At 70.3% G+C, this 19,388-nt stretch carries 13 protein-coding genes; 8 read left to right on the forward strand and 5 right to left on the reverse strand.

What is annotated here, in order from left to right:
• Positions 1-10: 10 nt before the first annotated feature.
• The 4 genes from C1M51_RS13475 to C1M51_RS13490 all read right to left on the reverse strand — a co-directional run bounded on the left by C1M51_RS13475 (position 11) and on the right by C1M51_RS13490 (position 6,989).
• On the reverse strand, positions 11-1,498 hold the full coding sequence (locus C1M51_RS13475) for an efflux transporter outer membrane subunit (RefSeq protein ID WP_409072609.1): 1,488 nt from the start codon (positions 1,496-1,498) through the stop codon (positions 11-13).
• A 44-nt stretch (positions 1,499-1,542) separates the two neighbouring features.
• Complete coding sequence (locus C1M51_RS13480; RefSeq protein WP_129450506.1) at positions 1,543-4,785, reverse strand: efflux RND transporter permease subunit; 3,243 nt, start codon at positions 4,783-4,785, stop codon at positions 1,543-1,545.
• 63 nt (positions 4,786-4,848) lie between these two features.
• Positions 4,849-6,078 carry an efflux RND transporter periplasmic adaptor subunit gene (locus C1M51_RS13485; RefSeq protein WP_129450508.1) on the reverse strand — a complete coding sequence of 410 codons (1,230 nt, stop codon included), beginning with the start codon at positions 6,076-6,078 and terminating at the stop codon, positions 4,849-4,851.
• Positions 6,075-6,989 (reverse strand): alpha/beta hydrolase, encoded by a 915-nt coding sequence (locus C1M51_RS13490; protein WP_129450509.1) that lies wholly within the window; start codon positions 6,987-6,989, stop codon positions 6,075-6,077. Before C1M51_RS13490 ends, C1M51_RS13485 begins: the two co-directional genes overlap by 4 nt.
• 166 nt (positions 6,990-7,155) lie before the next feature.
• Here C1M51_RS13490 and C1M51_RS13495 point away from each other — a divergent pair, with 166 nt between their 5' ends.
• The 8 genes from C1M51_RS13495 to C1M51_RS13530 all read left to right on the forward strand — a co-directional run bounded on the left by C1M51_RS13495 (position 7,156) and on the right by C1M51_RS13530 (position 16,510).
• Positions 7,156-8,097, forward strand: a complete 942-nt coding sequence (locus C1M51_RS13495) for a LysR family transcriptional regulator (RefSeq protein WP_129450511.1) — start codon at positions 7,156-7,158, stop codon at positions 8,095-8,097.
• Between the two features lie 284 nt (positions 8,098-8,381).
• Positions 8,382-10,739 carry a hypothetical protein gene (locus C1M51_RS13500; protein ID WP_129450513.1) on the forward strand — a complete coding sequence of 786 codons (2,358 nt, stop codon included), beginning with the start codon at positions 8,382-8,384 and terminating at the stop codon, positions 10,737-10,739.
• An 8-nt stretch (positions 10,740-10,747) separates the two neighbouring features.
• A complete protein-coding gene (locus C1M51_RS13505) occupies positions 10,748-11,260 on the forward strand; it encodes a TlpA disulfide reductase family protein (RefSeq protein WP_129450515.1) in 513 nt (170 codons plus the stop codon).
• Positions 11,257-11,484, forward strand: coding sequence for a DUF4266 domain-containing protein (locus C1M51_RS13510; protein ID WP_129450517.1), 228 nt, complete (start codon positions 11,257-11,259; stop codon positions 11,482-11,484). Before C1M51_RS13505 ends, C1M51_RS13510 begins: the two co-directional genes overlap by 4 nt.
• A gap of 8 nt (positions 11,485-11,492) precedes the next feature.
• Complete coding sequence (locus tag C1M51_RS13515; protein ID WP_129450519.1) at positions 11,493-12,704, forward strand: DUF3570 domain-containing protein; 1,212 nt, start codon at positions 11,493-11,495, stop codon at positions 12,702-12,704.
• A 45-nt stretch (positions 12,705-12,749) separates the two neighbouring features.
• Positions 12,750-13,673, forward strand: coding sequence for an FAD:protein FMN transferase (locus tag C1M51_RS13520; RefSeq protein WP_129450521.1), 924 nt, complete (start codon positions 12,750-12,752; stop codon positions 13,671-13,673).
• The gene (gene dsbD / locus C1M51_RS13525; protein ID WP_165349693.1) at positions 13,663-15,471 is read left to right on the forward strand and encodes a protein-disulfide reductase DsbD; all 1,809 of its coding nucleotides are present in this window, start codon (positions 13,663-13,665) and stop codon (positions 15,469-15,471) included. The genes C1M51_RS13520 and dsbD overlap by 11 nt, the downstream gene beginning before the upstream one ends.
• Positions 15,472-15,703: 232 nt before the next feature.
• A complete protein-coding gene (locus C1M51_RS13530) occupies positions 15,704-16,510 on the forward strand; it encodes a hypothetical protein (protein WP_129450525.1) in 807 nt (268 codons plus the stop codon).
• Positions 16,511-16,552: 42 nt separating this feature from the next.
• On the opposite strand, the gene C1M51_RS13535 is transcribed toward C1M51_RS13530, so the two are convergent.
• The gene (locus C1M51_RS13535; RefSeq protein WP_129450527.1) at positions 16,553-19,306 is read right to left on the reverse strand and encodes a LuxR C-terminal-related transcriptional regulator; all 2,754 of its coding nucleotides are present in this window, start codon (positions 19,304-19,306) and stop codon (positions 16,553-16,555) included.
• Between the last annotated feature and the right edge of the window lie 82 nt (positions 19,307-19,388).

Genomic DNA, 19,388 nt, shown 5'->3' on the forward strand with positions numbered 1-19,388 from the left:
GCCTCGCCGCTCAGCTGCCGACCGCGGCCTGCGCGGGCGCGACCGTGCCCACCACGCCGGCCGGCGCGTCCCACGCGCCGCCCAGGGCGCGTACCAGGCCCACCGTCGCCTGGTACTGCGCCGAACGCACCTGCAGCGCCTGCCGGCGGTTGGCGAGTTCGCTGCGCTGCGCGTCCAGCAGGTCGAGCTGGCTCACCAGGCCGTTGCGGTAGCGCGAGCTCGACAGCACCGTCGCACGGCTCGCGGCCGCAACCGCGCGGACCTGCGCGCTGTCCTGAGCGGCCAGGTAGCGCAGCGCCGACAACTGGTCCTCGACGTCGCGGAAGGCCACCAGCACCTGCTCGCGGTAGCCGGCCAGCGCGGCGTCGAGTTCGGCGCTCGCGTTCTGCACGCCGGCCTCGCGCCGGCCGCCGTCGAACAGCGGCAGCGACAGCAGCGCGCCGATGCCCCAGGAGCGCGCCGACCACTGGAACAGGTCGCCCAGCTCCGGCGATGCAAACCCGCCGGAAGCGGTGAGAGCGAGATTCGGGAACCAGGCCGCCTTCGCGACGCCCACGCGCGCCTGCGCCGCGAGCATCGCCTGCTGTGCGGCCGACACGTCGGGCCGGCGCGCCAGCAGCGTGCTCGGCACGCCGGCCGGGATGACCGGCAGCGCGCTGCGCCAGTCCGCGATGTCCACGTGGAAGTCGGAGGCCGCCGCGCCCACCAGCACCGCGAGCGCATGCTCGAGCTCCGCGCGGCGGCGGTCGAGCGCCAGTGCCTCCGACTCGGTCGACGCCACCTGGGTGCGCACCCGTGCCACGTCGAGCTCGGCGATGTCGCCGGCGTTGAAACGACGCTCGATCAGGCTCAGCGTGTCGCGGTAGGCGGTGACGGTGTCGCGAACCAGTGCGCTTTCCTCGTCGAGGGCGCGCAGCGCCAGGTAGGTCTGCGCCACGTCGGCCTGCACCAGCAGGCGGGTGCTCTGCAGCAGCGCCTCGCGCGACCGCGCGTCCAGCGCAGCGGCACGGCTGGCGCCGGCCAGGCGGCCGAACAGGTCGACCTCGTAACCGAGGCTGGCGCCGGTGCTGATCAGCGTGCCCGGCCGCGGGCCGGCGCCGGCCTCGGTACCGCGCGTGACGCCGGCACCGACACCGACCTGCGGCGCCCGGTCGGCGTCGGCCGCGCGCACCAGCGCGCGCGCCTGCGCCAGCCGCGCCGCGGCGGTCTGGATGCTGTTGTTGGCCTGGCCGGCGCGCTCCACCAGCTCGTCGAGCGTGGGGTCGGCGAAGGCCTTCCACCACGTGCCGCGCGGCTGCGCGTCGGCCGGGGCGGCCGGGGTCCAGCGGCCGTCGCCTTCCTTGAAGGCCACCGGTGCGACCGGCAGCGCCGCGGGGTCGATGGCGGGGGCGGTGGCGCAGCCGGCCAGCACCAGCGCCGCGAACAGCGGGGCCATCACGGCCCGCGGCAGCCGTTGCAGGCGACCGGAGAAGGATGGCGAAGAAGAAGGAAGCTTCATGACGTTCTCTGTTCGGAAGGAGGGACGTGCAGCGATCCGCTGCTTCAGTCGTGGTGGGCCACCGGTGCGGCCGGCAGCGGCTTCAGGGTCGCGCCGCCGGTGCCGGGGGTGCCGGCAAAGGCTTCGGCGTGCGGCACCTCGCCGTGCTGCGTCAGCGGGCGGTTGCCGGCCAGGCGGCGCAGCAGCACATAGAACACCGGCGTGAGGAAGAGGCCGAAGGCGGTCACCCCGATCATCCCGGCGAACACCGCGACGCCCATCGCCTGGCGCATCTCGGCACCGGCGCCGCTCGACAGCACCAGCGGCAGCACACCCATCACGAAGGCCAGCGACGTCATCAGGATCGGGCGCAGCCGCAACCGGCTGGCCTCGATCGCCGCCTGCACCGGCGTGCGGCCGGCGAACTCCAGCTCGCGCGCGAACTCGACGATCAGGATCGCGTTCTTCGCGCTCAACCCCACCAGCACGATCAGCCCGATCTGCGTGAAGACGTTGTTGTCGCCGCCGTCGAGCCACACGCCGGTCATCGCCGCGAGCAGACCCATCGGCACGATCAGGATGATGGACAGCGGCAGCGTGAGGCTCTCGTACTGCGCGGCGAGCACCAGGAACACCAGCAGGATCGCCAGCGGGAACACCCACATCGCCGAGTTGCCGGCCAGGATCTCCTGGTAGGTCAGCTCGGTCCATTCGTAGCCGATGCCCGGAGGCAGCGTCTCGGCGGCGATGCGGTTCACCGCGTCCTGCGCCTGGCCCGACGAGTAGCCCGGGGCCGGGCCGCCGTTGATGTCGGCCGACAGGTAGCCGTTGTAGCGCATCGCGCGCTCCGGGCCGAAGCTCGGCTGCACCGTCATCAGCGCCGACAGCGGCACCATCTCGCCGGAGGCCGAGCGCACCTTCAGCAGGCCCACGTCCTCGGCGCGTGCGCGGTGCGAGGCGTCGGCCTGCACGCGCACGGTGTAGGTGCGACCGAACTTGTTGAAGTCGTTGACGTACAGCGAGCCGAGGTAGATCTGCATCGTGTCGAACACGTCGGTCACCGCGACGCCGAGCTGGCGCGCCTTGGTGCGGTCGATGTCGGCATAGAGCTGCGGCACGTTGACCTGGTAGCTCGAGAACAGCCCGGCCAGCTCGGGCGCCTGCTGGGCCTTGGCCATGAAGGCCTTGACCGCCGCGTCCATCGCCGCGTAGCCGAGCGAGCCGCGGTCCTCGAGCTGCAGCTTGAAGCCGCCCGTGGTGCCCAGGCCCTGCACCGGCGGGGGCGGGAACATCACGATGAAGGCGTCCTCGATCTGCGAGAACTGGCGGTTCAGGTCGGCCGCGATCGCGGCGCCGCTGAGGCTGGGGTCGCGCCGCTCGTCGAAGGGCTTCAGCGGCGTGAACACGATGCCGGAGTTGGAGCTGTTGGTGAAGCCGTTGATCGACAGGCCGGGGAAGGCCACCGCGTGCTCGACGCCCGGTGTCTTCAGCGCGATGTCGCCCATGCGGCGGATCACGTCCTCGGTGCGGTCGAGCGTGGCGCCGTCGGGCAGCTGCGCGAAGCCGATCAGGTACTGCTTGTCCTGCGCCGGCACGAAGCCGCTCGGCACGGCCTTGAACAGGCCCACCGTCACCGCCAGGAACACCAGGTACACGCCGATCATCACCGCCTTGCGCGAGATGGCACGCGTGACGCCGCCGCTGTAGCCCTCGGCGCCGCGCTTGAAGGCGCGGTTGAACAGCGCGAAGAAGCGGCCGAACACGCGGTCCATGCCGCGCGTCAGCGCGTCCTTGGGCGCACCGTGGCCCTTCAGCAGCAGCGCGGCGAGCGCCGGCGACAGCGTGAGCGAGTTGATCGCCGAGATCACCGTGGAGATCGCGATCGTCAGCGCGAACTGGCGGTAGAACTGCCCGGTCAGGCCGCTGATGAAGGCCAGTGGCACGAACACCGCGATCAGCACCAGCGCGATCGCGATGATCGGCCCCGAGACCTCGCGCATCGCGCGGTAGGTCGCGTCGCGCGGCGACAGGCCGGCCTCGATGTTGCGCTCCACGTTCTCGACCACCACGATCGCGTCGTCGACCACGATGCCGATCGCGAGCACCAGGCCGAACAGGCTCAGCGCGTTGATCGAGAAGCCGAACAGGTGCATCACCGCGAAGGTGCCGATCACCGACACCGGCACCGCCAGCAGCGGGATGATCGACGCTCGCCAGGTCTGCAGGAACAGGATCACCACCAGCACCACCAGCGCCACCGCCTCGAGCAGCGTGTGGATCACCGATTCGATGGAGGCGCGCACGAACTGCGTGGGGTCGTAGACGATCTCGTAGTCCACGCCCTCGGGCATGTACTTCTTGAGCTCGGCCATGGTGGCGCGCACCTGGTTCGAGATCTCGATGGCGTTGGAGCCCGGCGCCTGGAAGATCGGCACCGCGACGGCCGACTTGTTGTCGAGCAGCGAGCGCAGCGCGTACTCGGCCGCGCCGAGCTCGATGCGGCCCAGGTCGCGCAGCCGCGTCACCGCGCCGTCGGCGCCGGTCTTGACGATGATGTCGCCGAACTCCTCCTCGTTCTGCAGCCGGCCCTGCGCATTGATCGACAGCTGCAGGTCCACGCCCGGCAGGCCCGGCGAGGCGCCCACCACGCCGGCGGCGGCCTGCACGTTCTGCTGGCGGATCGCGGCCACCACGTCGCTGGCCGACAGGCCGCGCTCGGCCACCTTCTGCGGATCGAGCCAGACGCGCATCGCGTAGTCGCCCGAGCCGAACAGCTGCACCTGGCCCACGCCGTCGATGCGCGCCAGCCGGTCCTTGACGTTGAGCACCGCGTAGTTGCGCAGGTAGGTCATGTCGTAGCGGTCGTTCGGCGACAGCAGGTGCACCACCATCGTCAGGTCCGGCGAGCTCTTCACGGTGGTGATGCCGAGGCGGCGCACCTCCTCGGGCAGCCGCGGCTCGGCCTGCGACACGCGGTTCTGCACCAGCTGCTGGGCCTTGTCGGGGTCGGTGCCGAGGCGGAAGGTGACGGTCAGCGTCATCAGGCCGTCGGTGGTGGCCTGGCTGCCCATGTAGAGCATGCCTTCCACGCCGTTGATGGCCTCCTCGAGCGGCGTGGCGACCGTCTCGGCGATCACCTTCGGGTTGGCGCCCGGGTACTGCGCACGCACCACCACCGAGGGCGGCACGACCTCGGGGTACTCGGAGATCGGCAGGCCGCGCAGCGCGATCAGCCCGGCGATCAGCATCAGCAGCGACAGCACGCCGGCGAAGATCGGCCGGTCGATGAAGAATTTGGACAGGTTCATGGCTCCCTCCCTCGGGGATACGGCGGAGACGCCGGGGGTCGGGCCCCCGGTCGGTTCAGGTCATCAGGATCGCGGGGCCGCGTCGCCGCGCGCCTGCAGCTCGGGCTTGGCGTCCATCGCCACCGGCTTGGGCGCGACCAGCGCGCCCGGACGGATACGCTGCAGGCCGTTGACGACGATGCGCTCGTCGGCCTTCAGGCCGTCGGTCACGACGCGCAGTCCGTCGACGTGGGCACCGAGCCGCACCTCGCGGTACTCGGCGCGGTTGTCGGCGCCGATCACCATCACGAACTTCTTGCTCTGGTCGGTGCCGACCGCGCGCTCGTTGACGAGCAGCGCGCTGCCGTTGCGGGCCTGGCCCATGCGCAGCCGCGCGAACTGGCCGGGCATCAGGCTGCCGTCGGCGTTGTCGAACACGGCGCGCACGCGCACCGTGCCGCTCTTCGCGTCGACCTGGTTGTCCACCAGCTGCAGCCTGCCGAGCCGCGGCGTGTCGCTGTTCGCGGCGGTGCCCATCTGCACCGGGATGCGCTCGAGCTGGCTGCGCGCGCTTGCGCCGCTCGGCAGGTCCTTCAGCGCGCGCGCCACCACCTGTTCGTCGGCGTCGAAGCTCGCGTAGATCGGGCTCACCGACACCAGCGTGGTCAGCACCGGCGCGCCGGGGCCGGCCGCCACCAGGTTGCCGACGGTGATCTCGAGCCGGCCCACGCGGCCGGCCACCGGCGCACGCACCTGCGTGTAGCCGAGGTTCAGGCGCGCCGACTGCAGTGCGGCCTGCGCGGCGCGCAGGCTGGCATCGGCCTCGAGCTGGCCGCTCACGCGCTCGTCGTACTCGCGTTGCGCGATGGCGCGCTCGTCCCACAGGCGCTGGGCGCGGTCACGCTCGCTGCGCGTGTACGCCACGCGCGCCTGGGCGGCGACCACCTGCGCCTCGGCGCGCTCCACGTCGGCCGCATAGGGCGCCGGGTCGATGGTGATCAGCAGCTCGCCCTGCTTGACCAGCGCGCCCTCGCGGAAGTGCACCGACTGCACCGCGCCGGCCACGCGCGAGCGCACGTCGACCCGTTCCACCGCTTCGAGGCGGCCGGAGAACTCGTCCCACGCCGCGACCTGGCTCTGCACGACGGTGGCCACCGAGACCGGCGTCGCCGCGGGGGCGGTCGGTGCCGGGTTGGCCTCGGCGTTGGGGCTGTTGAGTCCGAAGAAGGCGGCCGACACCGCGATCAGCGCGGTGAGGGCGGTGCCGGCGGCCCACAGGCGGCGCGGGCTGGGAGAGGAAGAGGGCTGGTTCATGAGAGGCTCCCGGGGCGGTGGTTCTGGATGGAGGAAGACGCGGAAACTGGAACGGCGGCCGGCGCATGAGCGCGCTGCAGAAAGGCCTGGAACTGCGCGCGGACCACGGGCGCCCAGGCCGCCTTCGCGCCGGCGGGCTGCTTGCAGGCGCAGGGCCAGCCGGTGGGTTGGTCGAGAAACGCTTCGTCGACCTCGACGCCGGCGTCGCGCAGCCGCCGTGCATAGGCCAGCGCCTCGTCGCGCAACGGGTCGTCCTGCGCGGTGATCAGCAGCGTGCGCGGCACGCCCGTCAGCCGCATCGCCGAGGCGGGCGCCGCATACGGGTGGTCGGCGTCGGCGGCGTCGGGCAGGTAGTGGTGCCAGCCGTCGGCCCACAGGCAGCCCACCGGGCCGGCGTCGGCATCGCGCAGCGAGGCGGTGGCCACGCAGGGATCGAGCATCGGCGACATCAGGATCTGGCCGGCCAGCGGCGGGCTGCGCCGGTCGCGCGCCATCAGCGCCACGGCCGCGGCCAGGTTGCCACCGGCCTCTTCGCCGGCGACCCAGACCGTCGCGCTCTGGCCGGCCAGGCGGCTGCGGTGGCGGTGCATCCAGGTGAGCGCGGCGTGGCCGGCCTCGATGGCGGCGGGGAAGGGGTGGGCGGGCGCCAGCGGGTAGTCGAGCGACACGACCACCGCGCCGGCCTCGGCCAGCAGGCCGGCGACCGTGGCGCCGCTGTCCAGCCCGCCAGCCACGAAAGCCCCGCCGTGGAAGTGCAGCACCAGCGGCGCCGAGCGGCCGCGCGGGCGGCTGCCGTAGACGCGCGCCTTCAGCGGCTCGCCGGCGCCGACCGGAATCCACTGGTCTGCCCAGGCCAACGCGCCGCCGAGGCGCGGAGCGAGCGGGGCGAGCAGAGAAGGGGTGGTGGACATGTGGACCTCGGGCCGCCGGAGCGGCATGAAGCGTGTTGCGATGCAGCAGAAGATAGTGGCGGTCGCTGAAACAATAAATAGCCGCATTGCTCATGCTTTGTTTCACCAACGCAATAATTCGGCCGCCGCATCGGTGCGGCATCACCAGCGCGGGGAGGCGGCGCCCATGGACAAGTTCTCTGCGATGCAGGCCTTCGTGCGCGTGGTCGAGGCCGGCAACTTCACCAAGGCGGCCGACTCGCTGCAGCTGCCCAAGCCCACGGTGACGCGGCTGGTGCAGATGCTCGAGGCGCAGCTGCAGACCAAGCTGCTGAACCGCACGACGCGGCGCGTCACGGTCACGCCGGACGGCGCGGCCTACTACGACCGCGCGATCCGGCTGCTGGGCGACATCGACGAACTCGAGTCGAGCATGTCGCACGCCAAGACCAGCCCGCGCGGGCGGCTGCGCATCGACGTCGGCTCGTCGGTCGGCACGCTGGTGCTGATCCCGGCGCTGCCGCAGTTCCATGCGCTCTATCCCGACATCCAGATCGACCTCGGCGTCAGCGACCGCCCGGTCGACCTGCTGAGCGAGAACGTCGACTGCGTGCTGCGCGGTGGCGAGCTGATCGACCAGTCGCTGGTGGCGCGTCGCGTCGGCGAGCTGCAGTTCCTGGCCGCCGCGTCGCCCGATTACCTGAAGCGCCACGGCATGCCGCGACACCCGCGCGAGCTCGAGTCGGGTGCGCACGCGGTGATCGGCTTCTTCTCGGCGCGCACCGGCCGGCAGTACCCGTTCGACTTCCACAAGGACGGCGAGCGCATCGAGGTGGCCGGCCGTTACGTGCTGTCGGTCAACGACTCCAACGCCTACGTGGCGGCCGGCCTCGCCGGACTCGGCGTCGTGCAGGCCGCGACCTTCATGCTGCAGACCCACATCAGCCGCGGCGAGCTCGAGCCCGTGCTGGCCGACTGGTGCTCGGAGCCGGTGCCGATCCACGTGGTCTACCCACCCAACCGCCATCTCAGCGCCAAGCTGCGCGTGTTCGTCGACTGGGTCGCGGAGCTGTTCGCGCGTGACGACCTGATGCAGCGCAAGAGCAGCCTGCCGCGCGTGCGGCAGTAGCACTGCAGACTGCGGCGCGTGCCACATGCTGGCACGCGGAGGTCGACATGGCTGAGCAGATGCCGCACAGCGCACGCTGACGCTGCAGCGCAGACGCGCGCATTGCAGAGGAGGACTCTGCGTTGCGTTCACAACGCATTCGGGCCGCGGAGCTCAGTGCAAACCCGCGACGGCGCATGGTTCACCCTTTTGGGTAGCGGTCCTTCCGGAGGGTCTCCCTATAACTGCAAGCTCGCGGGGCGCGGGGCGCTCGGCAGAGCGAATGAGTTCAACAGGAGACAGCCATGTTCGAGAGGATCATGAGGTCGTCGCTGTCGCTGCTCGCAGTCTGCGTTGCAGCGTGCGGCGGGGGCGGCGGCTACGAGGGCACACCATCGCCGGCACCGGGCGGTGGGGGCGGAGAGAGCTTCGCGACGGTCGAGGCCTTCGTCGACGCGCGGATCAAGCCGCGGCTCGACAACTGCCGCACCTGCCACGTGCCGGGCGGCGTGGGCGACATCACCGACGGACGTCGGATGAAGCTCAGCACCACCGCCTCGGAGGACGATGCGAACCTGCGTGCCTCGTGGACCGCGATGGGCGGCAACAACCCGACCTCGCGCATCCTGTTGATGGCTTCGGGCGAAGGCGACCCCCACACCGGCGGCACGCCGTGGCCGGTCGACAGCGATGCCTACAGGGACATCGCTGCCATCCTCGCCTGCTATGAGGATTCGAGCACCTGCATGTCGCGCATCGCGGCCCTTGGTGGCGGCAACGCACCGACGGCGCAGCCGCTGCTGGGCAGCCGCAATGGCTCGTCCTACTTCGAGAACTACTGCGAGGGCCGCGACGGCAACACGCCGCGGGCAGACGACACGGTCCTGCCGCGCGATCCCCGCGAGCAGGTCGTCGCGGGCTTCAACGCGGGCAAGGCGGTGTACTTCAACGCCTACTACGAGAACTGTCTCGCCAACCAGCCCGAGGAGATGCAGCTGCCGAAGACCTGCGGCGAGTACCGCACGCTGCGGACGGCAGGCGCGCAGTTCCTGAACCACGATGACGTCGTGAGTCGCGGAACGCCGGCCAACCCGGCCGCCACGCCCTCGCTCATCACGGCCGACGAGTTCAACGCCCAATGGCAGAACTGGGGTGCGGGTCTTGCCGCCCGGCCGGCCGAGTTCGACGAGGCACGGGCGTTGTTCACGGGCCAGGCGATCGCGCCTTTCCACAATCCCTACCCGCTGCCGGGCGAGGATCCGAATGCGACGAACGGAGGCTCGGGCCGGCTCCCGCTGGGCATGGTCCAGACGAAGGACGGCAGCGGCAACTGGACCGGCATGATCGCGACGGACAACTCGTGCGTCGGCTGTCATGCCAGCGGCATCGGCACTGCGGCCGACGGTCTGGGCGGCCTGTGGGGCCTCGGCGCTGCAGGGTACATGGCTCCTGGCGGGTCATCGCAAGGCGGTCAGACGCCCGATGCGGTCACCGGCTTCGAGATCGTCGACTTCGTTCTCAAGGATTGGGACTCGCTCGATTCCAATGCGCCGGGGCAGAAGTACCTGCCGACGCACCGGCCGTCGCGCCAGGACGGGCCGCAGTGGTGGAACATGGGCTCGCGTGTGCGCAAGTTCTTCGACGGCGGGCCGTCGACGCTGAGCCTGCGCATCCTCACGGCGTCGTTCATCGACGGGGACCACCTCGCGAACGGGAAGGCGCGTCGTGACTATTCCAATGAAGTCGCGATGAAGGCGTACATGTTCACCGAGTCGCTGCGCTCGCCGAAGTACCCCGCGAGCCTGCCCGCCATCGACACGGCGCTGGCCGAGCAGGGTGCGGTGCTGTTCCACACCAAGGACCTCTGGGCCTATGCCGGCAACGAGAACGCACCGAAGCCGCTCGGCGGCAACGGTTCGTGCGCCAGCTGCCACGGCGCCTACTCGCCACGTTACGTGAACGACACGACCTACGTGCCCGGTCCGGAGTTCGAGGGCATCGCCGGCCACATCTCGCCGATCAATGTGATCGGCACCGAGCGCCATCGCGCCGACCAGCTCGCGGGCATCTTCGCGGACGTGTGGGCGCGGAGCTGGTGGTCGTATCCGGAAGGCCAGAACGGCTACGTCGATCCCGACACCAAGTCGCCGGCTCAGGAGGCGGCGGACGAGAACCTGGCGGTGCGCAATACCCAGGGCACTTGCGGGTGGCGTCCGGGGGTGGTGGGCTACCAGGCGCCGCCGCTGTACGGTGTCTGGGCCAGTGCGCCGTACTTCCACAACGGCAGCGTGCCCGACCTCGAGTCGGTGCTCGATCCGACGCAGCGTCCGTCGCTGTGGCGGCGCCAATCGCAGACGGTGGCGGGCGTGATGGGCTTCGATTCGCGGCTCAGCGCGCTGGACACGACGAAGATGGGCTGGAAGTACACGACGCTGACCTGCGACAACGCGCATCCCTACACGTCGTGCGATCCGGTCCAGACGACCGGCAGCATCTTCCAGACCTTCACCGGTGCGGCGCCCGTGGTGCCCCCGGCCAGCCGGGAACTGCGCATGACCTTCAACACGCAGGTCGACGGCAACAGCAATGCCGGCCACGAGTTCACGAAGGTGCTGTCGCCGCAGGAGCGCAAGGCGCTCATCGAGTACCTGAAGACCTTGTAAGACCCGCCATGACCCCACGGAAGTTGCTATCGCTCCTGACGGTCATGGCCCTTGCGGGATCCCCGGCCTTCGCACTGAAGGCCGGGGATCCCGCCCCCGCGTTCGCGGTCGAGAAGCTGGGCTCGGGCGACCGGGTCCAGCTCGATGCGTTCCAGGGTCGGGTCCTGCTCGTCGATTTCTGGGCCTCCTGGTGCGGACCGTGCCGGCAGTCGCTGCCCGTCTACCGGCAGCTCTCCGAGTCGCTGGCGGATCGCGGCTTCTCGGTCCTGGCGGTCAATGTCGATGCCGAGGCCGAAGAGGGCCGGGGCCTGCTGCGGCAGCTCGGGATGGATCCGAAGCTCATCAATGCGGTGCGCGACGACAAGGGTGCCGTCGCTTCGAAGTACGGCGTGAAGGTCATGCCGTCCGCCTACCTCGTCGACCGGCGCGGCGTGGTCCGGGTCGTCCACGTCGGGTTCAAGGCGGACGATGTCCCGAAGCTGCGCGCGCAGATCACACAACTATTGGACGAGACCCCATGAAGTTTTCAATCATTGCGCTGGGTGCGGCGCTCCTGCCGCTCGCCGGGCTGTCGGGATGCGGCACGACGCCCCCCGAAGCCTGGCAGCGTGGCCACCTGGCCAAGCCGATCATGCAGTGGACGCCGGACGCCCTCGAGTCGACGAGCCGGCAACAGAACTACAACAGCAAGGAAGCCGCCGTCGGCGGTGGTGCGGCAGCCGGCGGCGGCTGCGGTTGTCGCTAGGAGGCACCATGTCGACCACACGACTGAGCGCGCTCGCAGCGCTGACGGCGTCCGCCATGGCCATTCCCGTCGGGGGGGCCTCGGCGCAGGAGGCCGCCAAGGCCGCGACCGACGTCGCCGGCGCGCCCCTCGATCTTTCGTACCGCTATTCGTCCTATCGCGAGAGCAGTCTTCCTGCGGACAAGACCGCCGGTTCGCAGCGCGAGCGCTACAAGGTCGATTCGCACTACGTGCGTGCGGCCAAGCTGCTCGGCAACGGCATCGACCTGTCGGCCGACCTCGCCGTCGAGACGATGAGCGGCGCCTCGCCCTGGTTCATCACGCCGGGTCCGAACGGCAGGCCGCTGCAGGTCATGAGCGGGGCCAGCATCGACGACGAGCGCACCGCACTGCGGCTGCGGGCCGGCAAGACGATCGGCTCGTACGACGGCGCGCTGAACCTGAGCTTCTCCCGGGAGAACGACTACCGGTCCAACGGGATCGCGTTCGAGATCGGGCGGGCCTTCAACAACCAGCTCGACACCCTGAGTGCGTCCCTGGCCTACACGGACAACAAGCTCGAGCCCACCGATGGCGGCAGTGCCCAGTTCCCGACGCGCATCACGCGCGCCGACAACGACGAGGTGGCGCTGTCGGTCGGCTACACCCGGGTGCTGAGCGAGAACGCGCAGATCCAGACCACCCTCACGTACTCGTGGCTGGACGGCTACCTGTCGGACCCGTACAAGCTCGCCTATGTCGCCGGCAACCTGCTGCAGGATGCCCGCCCCGACGGCCGCGAGGAGCTCGCCTGGTTGACGCGCCTGCGGTACTACGTGCCGGCGGCCGGCGCCGCGCTGCACCTCGACTACCGCTACTTCCGAAGCGACTGGCAGACCCGCGCCCACACGGTGGAGGCGGCGTGGTACCAGCCCCTGCCGCATGGCTGGCAGCTGGTGCCGCGGGTGCGTTGGTACAGTCAGAGCCAAGCCTACTTCTACGAGCCGTACTACAACACGCCCAGGGCCGACTTCTTCCAGTCGAGCGACTATCGGCTCTCGCCGTACGGCGCACTGAGCTTCAGTCTCGAGGCGTCGAAGGTCTTCGACGGGTGGCGACTCAGCGCCCGCTTCGAGAACTACGAGAGCGACGGTCGCTATGCGGTCGGCAACGTGAAGACGGAGAACCCCGGTCTGGTGGACTTCAGGGTCTTCTCCGTCGGAATCGCCAAGAGCTTCTGATGCGTGTCCACCGTGCGGCGCGGCCTGTCCGGAGCCGACGCTGTCATGCACGATCCGCTAGCGATCTCCCACCCGTTCAAGGCCATGGGCGGGCCTTGCGAGCTGCGCCTGTACGGCGTCGGGGCGCCGGAAGCGGCCACCATCGCCGCGGCGGTGGAGGGCGAGGTTCGCAGGCTCGAGCGGCGCTACTCCAGGTACCGCGACGACAGCATCACGGCGCAGATCAACGCCACGGCGGGCACGGGGCGATCGCTGGAGGTCGACCCCGAGTCCGCGGCGCTGCTGAACTACGCGCAGACGGCCTGGGAGCAGAGCGAAGGGCTGTTCGACATCACCTCGGGCGTGCTGCGCCGGACCTGGAACTTCAAGCAGCCGAGGCTGCCGACGCAGGCGGAGATCGACACGGTGCGACCGCTCATCGGCTGGCAGAAGGTGAGCTGGTGCGATCCGTGCATCTCGCTGCCCGAGCGCGGCATGGAAGTCGACTTCGGCGGCTACGTGAAGGAGTACGCCGCGGACCGTGCCGTGGCGGTGGCGCGCGAGCAGGGAGCGCGGCACGGCTTCGTCGATCTGGCCGGCGACATCGCGGTGATCGGGCCGCATCCGGACCAGTCGCCGCTGGCGGTCGGCATCCGCGACCCGAAGCGACCCGAGGAGGCGATCGCGGTGATCCCGATGCGCTACGGCGCGATCGCCAGCAGCGGCAGCTACGAACGCTACTTCGAACACGAGGGTCGGCGCTACTGCCACATCCTCGATCCGCTCACCGGCTGGCCCATCTCCGACGAGATCGCCTCGGTCAGCGTGATCGCGGAGGCCTGCCTCGTGGCGGGGACCGCCACCACGATCGCCATGCTGAAGGGCCGGGTCGAGGGCACGAAGTGGCTGGAAGACCTCGGACTGCCCTACGTGCTCGTCGATGCCGCGGGTGCCGTGCGGACGGGAAAGATGGAACAAGATGAGATCTAGATTCATGCAGGCGCTGGCCCGGCTGGCGCTGGTGGTCGTCGCCGCTGCCGGGTCGGTCGCGGGCGCCGCCGACTTCCTCGATCCGAAGGAGGCGTTCCGCGTCGAGGTCGACACGGCCCGGGAGCCGGCGAGCGTGCGCTTCGTGATCGCGCCGGGGCACTACCTCTACCAGGAACGGATCAAGTTCACGCTCGACGACGGCGGTCAGCGGCGCAGGATCGACGCCGTTCTCCCGGAGGGCAAGCTGAAGGACGATCCGAGCTTCGGCCCGGTGATCGTGTACCCCGAGACCTTTGTCACCACGTTCTCGCTCGGCGAACCGACGTGGCGCGACGGAGCGGAACTGCAGGTGGCCTACCAGGGCTGCAGCGAGGCCGGGATCTGCTATCCGCCGGTCACCGAGACGCTGCGGCTCGGCGCGGCGGGCCCTGGTGCGGCGGCGGGCCGCGAGAGCGCACCGCCCGCGCCCGACGGCGCGGCGCCGGCCGCGACCGACGAGGGCCGGATTGCCGGCATCCTGGGCTCGGGCAGCTACGGCCTGGTGGCGCTGAGCTTCTTCGGCTTCGGCCTCCTGCTGTCGCTGACGCCGTGCGTCCTGCCGATGATCCCGATCGTCTCGACGATCATCATCGGCCACAGCCAGAAGAGCAGCCGCAAGCGCGCGGTGATGCTGTCGGGGGTCTACGTGCTGGGCATGGCGGTCGCCTATGCCCTGGCTGGCGCGGGCGCCGGACTGATGGGCGTCTACCTCGCCAGTGCGCTGCAGAACCCCTGGATCATCGGCAGCTTCGGCGTCCTGCTGACCCTGCTGGCGCTGTCGATGTTCGGGGTGTACGAACTCCAGCTGCCGTCCTCGCTCCAGGCGCGTGCCGCCGAACTCGGCAACCGGCTCCCCGGCGGCAGCTTCACCAGCGTGTTCGCGATGGGGGCCGTGTCCTCGCTGGTGCTCGGCCCTTGCATCGCCCCGCCGCTGGCCGGTGCGCTGGTCTACATCGGCCAGACCGGTGACGTGGTGCTCGGTGCGAGTGCGTTGTTCTCGATGGCGATCGGCTTGGGCGTCCCGCTGATGATCGTGGGCGCCTCGGCCGCCTCGCTGCTGCCGCGCTCTGGGCCGTGGATGCGCAGCGTCAACCGGATCGCCGGCGTGCTCATGCTGGCCACGGCGCTCTGGATCGTCTCGCCGTTCCTGCCGGTGCTGGCCACGATGCTGCTGACGGCGGCCCTGCTCATCGGCTGCGCCATCTTCCTGCGTGCGATCGATCCGCTGGCGGCCGACAGCGGGCCGCTGCTGCGCGTGGGCAAGGCCGGCGGCGTGGTGCTGCTGCTGATGGGTTCGATGATCATGGCCGGCGCGATGAGCGGCCACCGCAGCCTCACCGAGCCGCTGGCCGGCTTCCGCGGCATGGCCGGCGATGCCAATGCGGCGCAGAAGCCGCCGTCGATCTTTGCGCGCGTCGAAGACGTCGCGAGCATCCAGCGTGCCATCCAGACCGCCGGCGGTCGCGTGGTGGTGATCGACTTCTACGCCGACTGGTGTTCCTCCTGCATCGAGCTCGAGCACAAGACCTTCACGGACGCGCGGGTGCAGGCACGTCTGAGCAAGGCGGTACGGGTCCAGCTCGACGTCACCGAGAACACGGCGGAGCACCGCGCCTTCCTGAAGGAGTTCGGTCTGTTCGGGCCTCCGGGAATCGTCTTCATCGGGCCGGACGGGCAGGAATACCGGAACCGCCGCCTGATCGGCTTCAGGGCCCCCGACGAGATGCTCCGCGCGCTCGACCAGGTGCCCGCACTCTAGAACCGCGACCCTCATGACCCACTCCGCCGCCGAAGCCCATCAAGCCCAGCGCTCCCCCGAATCCCCTTCGGGGGGATTCGCCTCCGATCGGCGCCCCCTCGCTCCGTGGCGCTGGGCGGCCGCGATGGTGGCCGTCGCGGTGATCGCGGGATTCGCCTACCTGGCATGGACGAACCGGGCCTCGCCGGCCGGCGGCCCGGAGCAGGCGCAGGCCGCCCCGAAAGAGCCCGAGATGTCGCCGCAGCTTCGCGCGCTCGTCGAGCGCGCGCAGGCGTCACCGCAGGACGCCGACGCGTGGGCCGAGCTGGGCCGTGCGCAGATCGTTGTTCGCAGGTTCGCCGAGGCGGCCGAGGCACTGGGCAAGGCGACGCAGCTGCGCGAAGGCGACGCGCAGCTCTGGGTCGACCATGCGAGCGCCACCGGGGCGGCACAGGGCGAGCGCATGAGCGGGGCGCCCGAGGCCTCGGTGCAGCGGGCGCTGGCGCTCGACCCCAAGCACCCGAATGCCCTGGCGATGGCCGGTCTGGCGGCCAGCGAACGCGGCGACACCGCCGCGGCGACCCGTTACTGGAAGCAGGCGCTCGACGTCGCCCCCGCGGGCAGTCCGCTCGTGGAGTCCCTGCAACTCGCTCTCACGGCGGCGGCGGCCGGCGCCGGTGTCCAGGAGGCCGGTGCACCGTCGTCCAATGCGGTCGAGCCGCTGCTCGTGGTCGATCTCAGCGTGGACAAGTCGGTGAAGGACAAGGTGAAACCCGGGGACGCGCTGTTCCTGGAAGTCCGCCTGGCCGATCGTCCGGGGGTGCTCGTCGCGATGGCACGGCGGACGGTCGTGGACGGCGGGGCGATGGAACTGCGCCTCGACGACTCGCACTCGGTCGACGCGAGCTACCGGCTGTCGAGCGCGGAGCCCGTCGTGGTGCATGCCCGCATCTCGCGCGCCGGCCTGGGCATGCCCGAACCGGGCGACCTGATCGGCGAGTCGCGTGCGACGCCCGCCAAGGGCAGAACGTCGGTGTCGATCGACAAGGTCCGGCGCTAGCGGCCCGCCGGCGATCGGCGGACTGCGCGAAGACCGGCCCGGCTACTTGATCAGGCCGAGATCGCGCGCACTGGCCACCGCCTGCAGGCGGCTGGCCACGGCCAGCTTGGAGTAGATGCGCTTGAGGTGGAACTTGATCGTGTTCTCGGACACGATCAGCCGGACCGCCATCTCGCGGTTGCTGACGCCATTGGCCAGCAGCATCAGGATCTTGGTCTCGCGATCGGTGAGCGGCTCCAGCAGGCCGGTGCGTGTGGAGGCGGGGCCGCGGCTGAGATCGGTGCCCGACGAGCGCAGCAGTTCTTCGATGAACGACTTGTCCACCCCCTGGTGGCTCAGGATGTCGTCCATGTTGTGGGTGACGATGCTCTGGTACATCTCGCGCAGCATCGACAGGACCGGCTCGCCCTCGTCGAGGAAGCAACGGATGTAGCGGCCCGGCGCCGCCAGTTGCAGCGCCTTGTTCAGTACGCGCTGCGCCAGGTTGCGCGCACGCTTGCGCTGATGCCACTGCGCTTCGAGCAGCGCGAGCTTGATCTCCCTGAACCGCATCACGCAGGAGCGGCCGGACTCGCGCTGGAGCAGCTCGCGGGCCAGCGTCATCTGGTCGGTGTAGATGGCCAGGCGGATCTGGCCGAGCGATTCGTCCTCGAAGTTCTCGGCGAACAGCAGCGGGGCGTCGGCGTCGTCGCGCCGGCCGCTCGATCCCGCCTGCGCGATCGCCTTGGCGCGTGAGAGGTCGCCCAGCAGCAAGGCACGGCGCACCCGCTCCCAGCGCAGCATCCGCAGGTAGCGTGACCAGCCGTTCGCGCGGGCGATCGACTCGGCCTCGTCGATGACCTGCTGGGCCCGGTCGGGGGCGCCGTGCACGTCGTGGATCCGCACCATCGAGATCTGCGCCGCCGCCAGGAAGTCCAGCAGCGCGGACTGCTCGATGGTGTCGTGCCACTGCCGGAAGACGGCCTCCGCCGCATCCAGCTCGTTGGCCTCGTACAGGCTCCAGATGTAGCACGACGCGATCGCCCCGGAGGCATGGGAATGGGCCACGTTGAAGCGCAGTTCGGACAGTGCGCCGCGCAGATGCTCCACCGACTCCGGCAGGTGGCCGTTGAGCAGGAGGTCGACGCCGAGCACGCCCGAGGTGTAGCCGCTGCTGAAGGTGGCCTCGCTGCGCTCGCCCTGCATCCGGGCGATCGCCAGCGCGTCGCGCGTCGCCTCGGCACGGCCGTAGCTGAGCTCCATGTAGGCCGTCAGGTTGGCCGCTGCAGCGACCTCGAAGGCCTCGAAGCCGCGCTTGCGGTGGGCCTCGATGGGGATGCCCCGGACCAGGCGGAAGGCTTCCAGGAATTCGTCGCGTCCGATCGCGATCATGGACAGCACGGTGCTCGGGTCGGCATGCGCAAGACGGAACTTCTCGCGGGCCGTGAGCAGGGTCAGCAGGGGCTGCAACTTCTCCCAGCGGCGCAGGAAGCACAGGGCCCACGCGCACTTGATCATCAGGCTCGGGCGTGCGGCGATCTCGTCGAAGGGCAGCCGGTCGCACCAGCGTTCGGCGGTGATCAGCATGCCGCTCGACACCAGGCTGGAGCACCACTCGTCGAGCGTGTCGGCGGCCAGCCCCACATCGCCGCAGGCCAGCGCATGGCGCACCGTGCTCTCGAGGTCGCCGTGCTGGAGGAGCCACTCGGCGGCACGTCGATGGACCTCGGTGGCCAGCTCGGCGTCGCGGTCCATCATCTGCTCGGCGAGGAAAGAGCCGAACAGGTTGTGGTATTCGAACCAGCGGCCGTCGAGGTCCAGGCGCCGGACGAAGAGCCCGGTGCGCTCGAGCAGCTGCAGCACGTCCTGGGCATCGCTGCGTCCCGTGACCGCATTGCAGAGCGGCGCGGACAAGCGGCTCAGCAGCGAGGTCCGGAGCAGGAAGTCCTGGACGCCGGGCAGCTGCAGCGCGAGCACGTTGTCGGCCAGGTAGTCGGCCAGCTCGCGCGGTCTGCGGGACGAGAAGTCACCCAGCAGCTGGCGCACCGCAGGGTCGCGCATCGACAGCCGATACAGCTGCAGCGCCGCCGGCCACCCTTCGCTGAGCTGGTAGATGCGCGCCACCTCGTCCGCGGTGGCCGGGTCCGCCTCGACGCCCGAGAAGAAGGTGTCGACCTCGCTGGCATTGAAGCGCAGTTCCTCGGCGCGCAGCACCGTGGCCTGCCCGTTCACCATCAGGCGTGCCAGGCCCAGCTCGGGCACCGAGCGCGTGCCCACGAAGATGCGAACACCGGGCGGCACCCGCTCGAAGATGTCGCTGAACAGACGCAGCAGCGAGGGGTCGGTCAGGCACTGGAAATCGTCGAAGAACAGCGCCACGGGGCGGCCCAGCGCGGCCAGGTGGTCGACGACCCAGTCGGTGCGGCGGGTATAGGCATCGTCGGAGACTTGTGGCGCGTTCTCGAGTGCCGCCGTGCCGGTGCCGGCGAGGCGCTGCAGCAGCGCCTCGAAGTGGATCGTGAAGCGCCGTGCGTCGTTGTCGGCCTCATCGAAGGTGAGCCAGCCCGACAGCTGCTCCTGGTTGTCCCAGGCGCTCTTGATCTGACGCAGGGCGGTCGACTTGCCGTAGCCCGCGGGCGCCTGCAGCACCATCACGGCCGCGGAGCCGGGCGACAGCACGCGATTCACGATGCCCTCGCGGCGCACGCCGTTGGGGCGGTCCGGTGGCGGGAACAGCTTGTGGAGGTGCAGGGGCTCGCGTCGGGTCGACGGTGCCGCTGCGGGGGTTTCGACGGTCTGCCGCGTTGCGTTGCGCACTGATTTTCGATCCAGACCCATGACGGAGCGTTCGTCTCTTTGCGCACTTCCGGGTCGAGTGCGCGATGAGCATTTTTCAGGC

Source organism: Methylibium sp. Pch-M (assembly GCF_004136295.1).
Lineage (GTDB): Bacteria > Pseudomonadota > Gammaproteobacteria > Burkholderiales > Burkholderiaceae_C > Methylibium > Methylibium petroleiphilum.

Excerpts from the sequence above, each read along its gene's own strand:
- C1M51_RS13475 (WP_409072609.1), bottom strand. The coding sequence starts at position 1,498 with ATGAAGCTTCCTTCTTCTTCGCCATCCTTCTCCGGTCGCCTGCAACGG.
- C1M51_RS13480 (WP_129450506.1), bottom strand. The coding sequence starts at position 4,785 with ATGAACCTGTCCAAATTCTTCATCGACCGGCCGATCTTCGCCGGCGTG.
- C1M51_RS13485 (WP_129450508.1), bottom strand. The coding sequence starts at position 6,078 with ATGAACCAGCCCTCTTCCTCTCCCAGCCCGCGCCGCCTGTGGGCCGCC.
- C1M51_RS13490 (WP_129450509.1), bottom strand. The coding sequence starts at position 6,989 with ATGTCCACCACCCCTTCTCTGCTCGCCCCGCTCGCTCCGCGCCTCGGC.
- C1M51_RS13495 (WP_129450511.1), top strand. The coding sequence starts at position 7,156 with ATGGACAAGTTCTCTGCGATGCAGGCCTTCGTGCGCGTGGTCGAGGCC.
- C1M51_RS13500 (WP_129450513.1), top strand. The coding sequence starts at position 8,382 with ATGTTCGAGAGGATCATGAGGTCGTCGCTGTCGCTGCTCGCAGTCTGC.
- C1M51_RS13505 (WP_129450515.1), top strand. The coding sequence starts at position 10,748 with ATGACCCCACGGAAGTTGCTATCGCTCCTGACGGTCATGGCCCTTGCG.
- C1M51_RS13510 (WP_129450517.1), top strand. The coding sequence starts at position 11,257 with ATGAAGTTTTCAATCATTGCGCTGGGTGCGGCGCTCCTGCCGCTCGCC.
- C1M51_RS13515 (WP_129450519.1), top strand. The coding sequence starts at position 11,493 with ATGTCGACCACACGACTGAGCGCGCTCGCAGCGCTGACGGCGTCCGCC.
- C1M51_RS13520 (WP_129450521.1), top strand. The coding sequence starts at position 12,750 with ATGCACGATCCGCTAGCGATCTCCCACCCGTTCAAGGCCATGGGCGGG.
- dsbD (WP_165349693.1), top strand. The coding sequence starts at position 13,663 with ATGAGATCTAGATTCATGCAGGCGCTGGCCCGGCTGGCGCTGGTGGTC.
- C1M51_RS13530 (WP_129450525.1), top strand. The coding sequence starts at position 15,704 with ATGTCGCCGCAGCTTCGCGCGCTCGTCGAGCGCGCGCAGGCGTCACCG.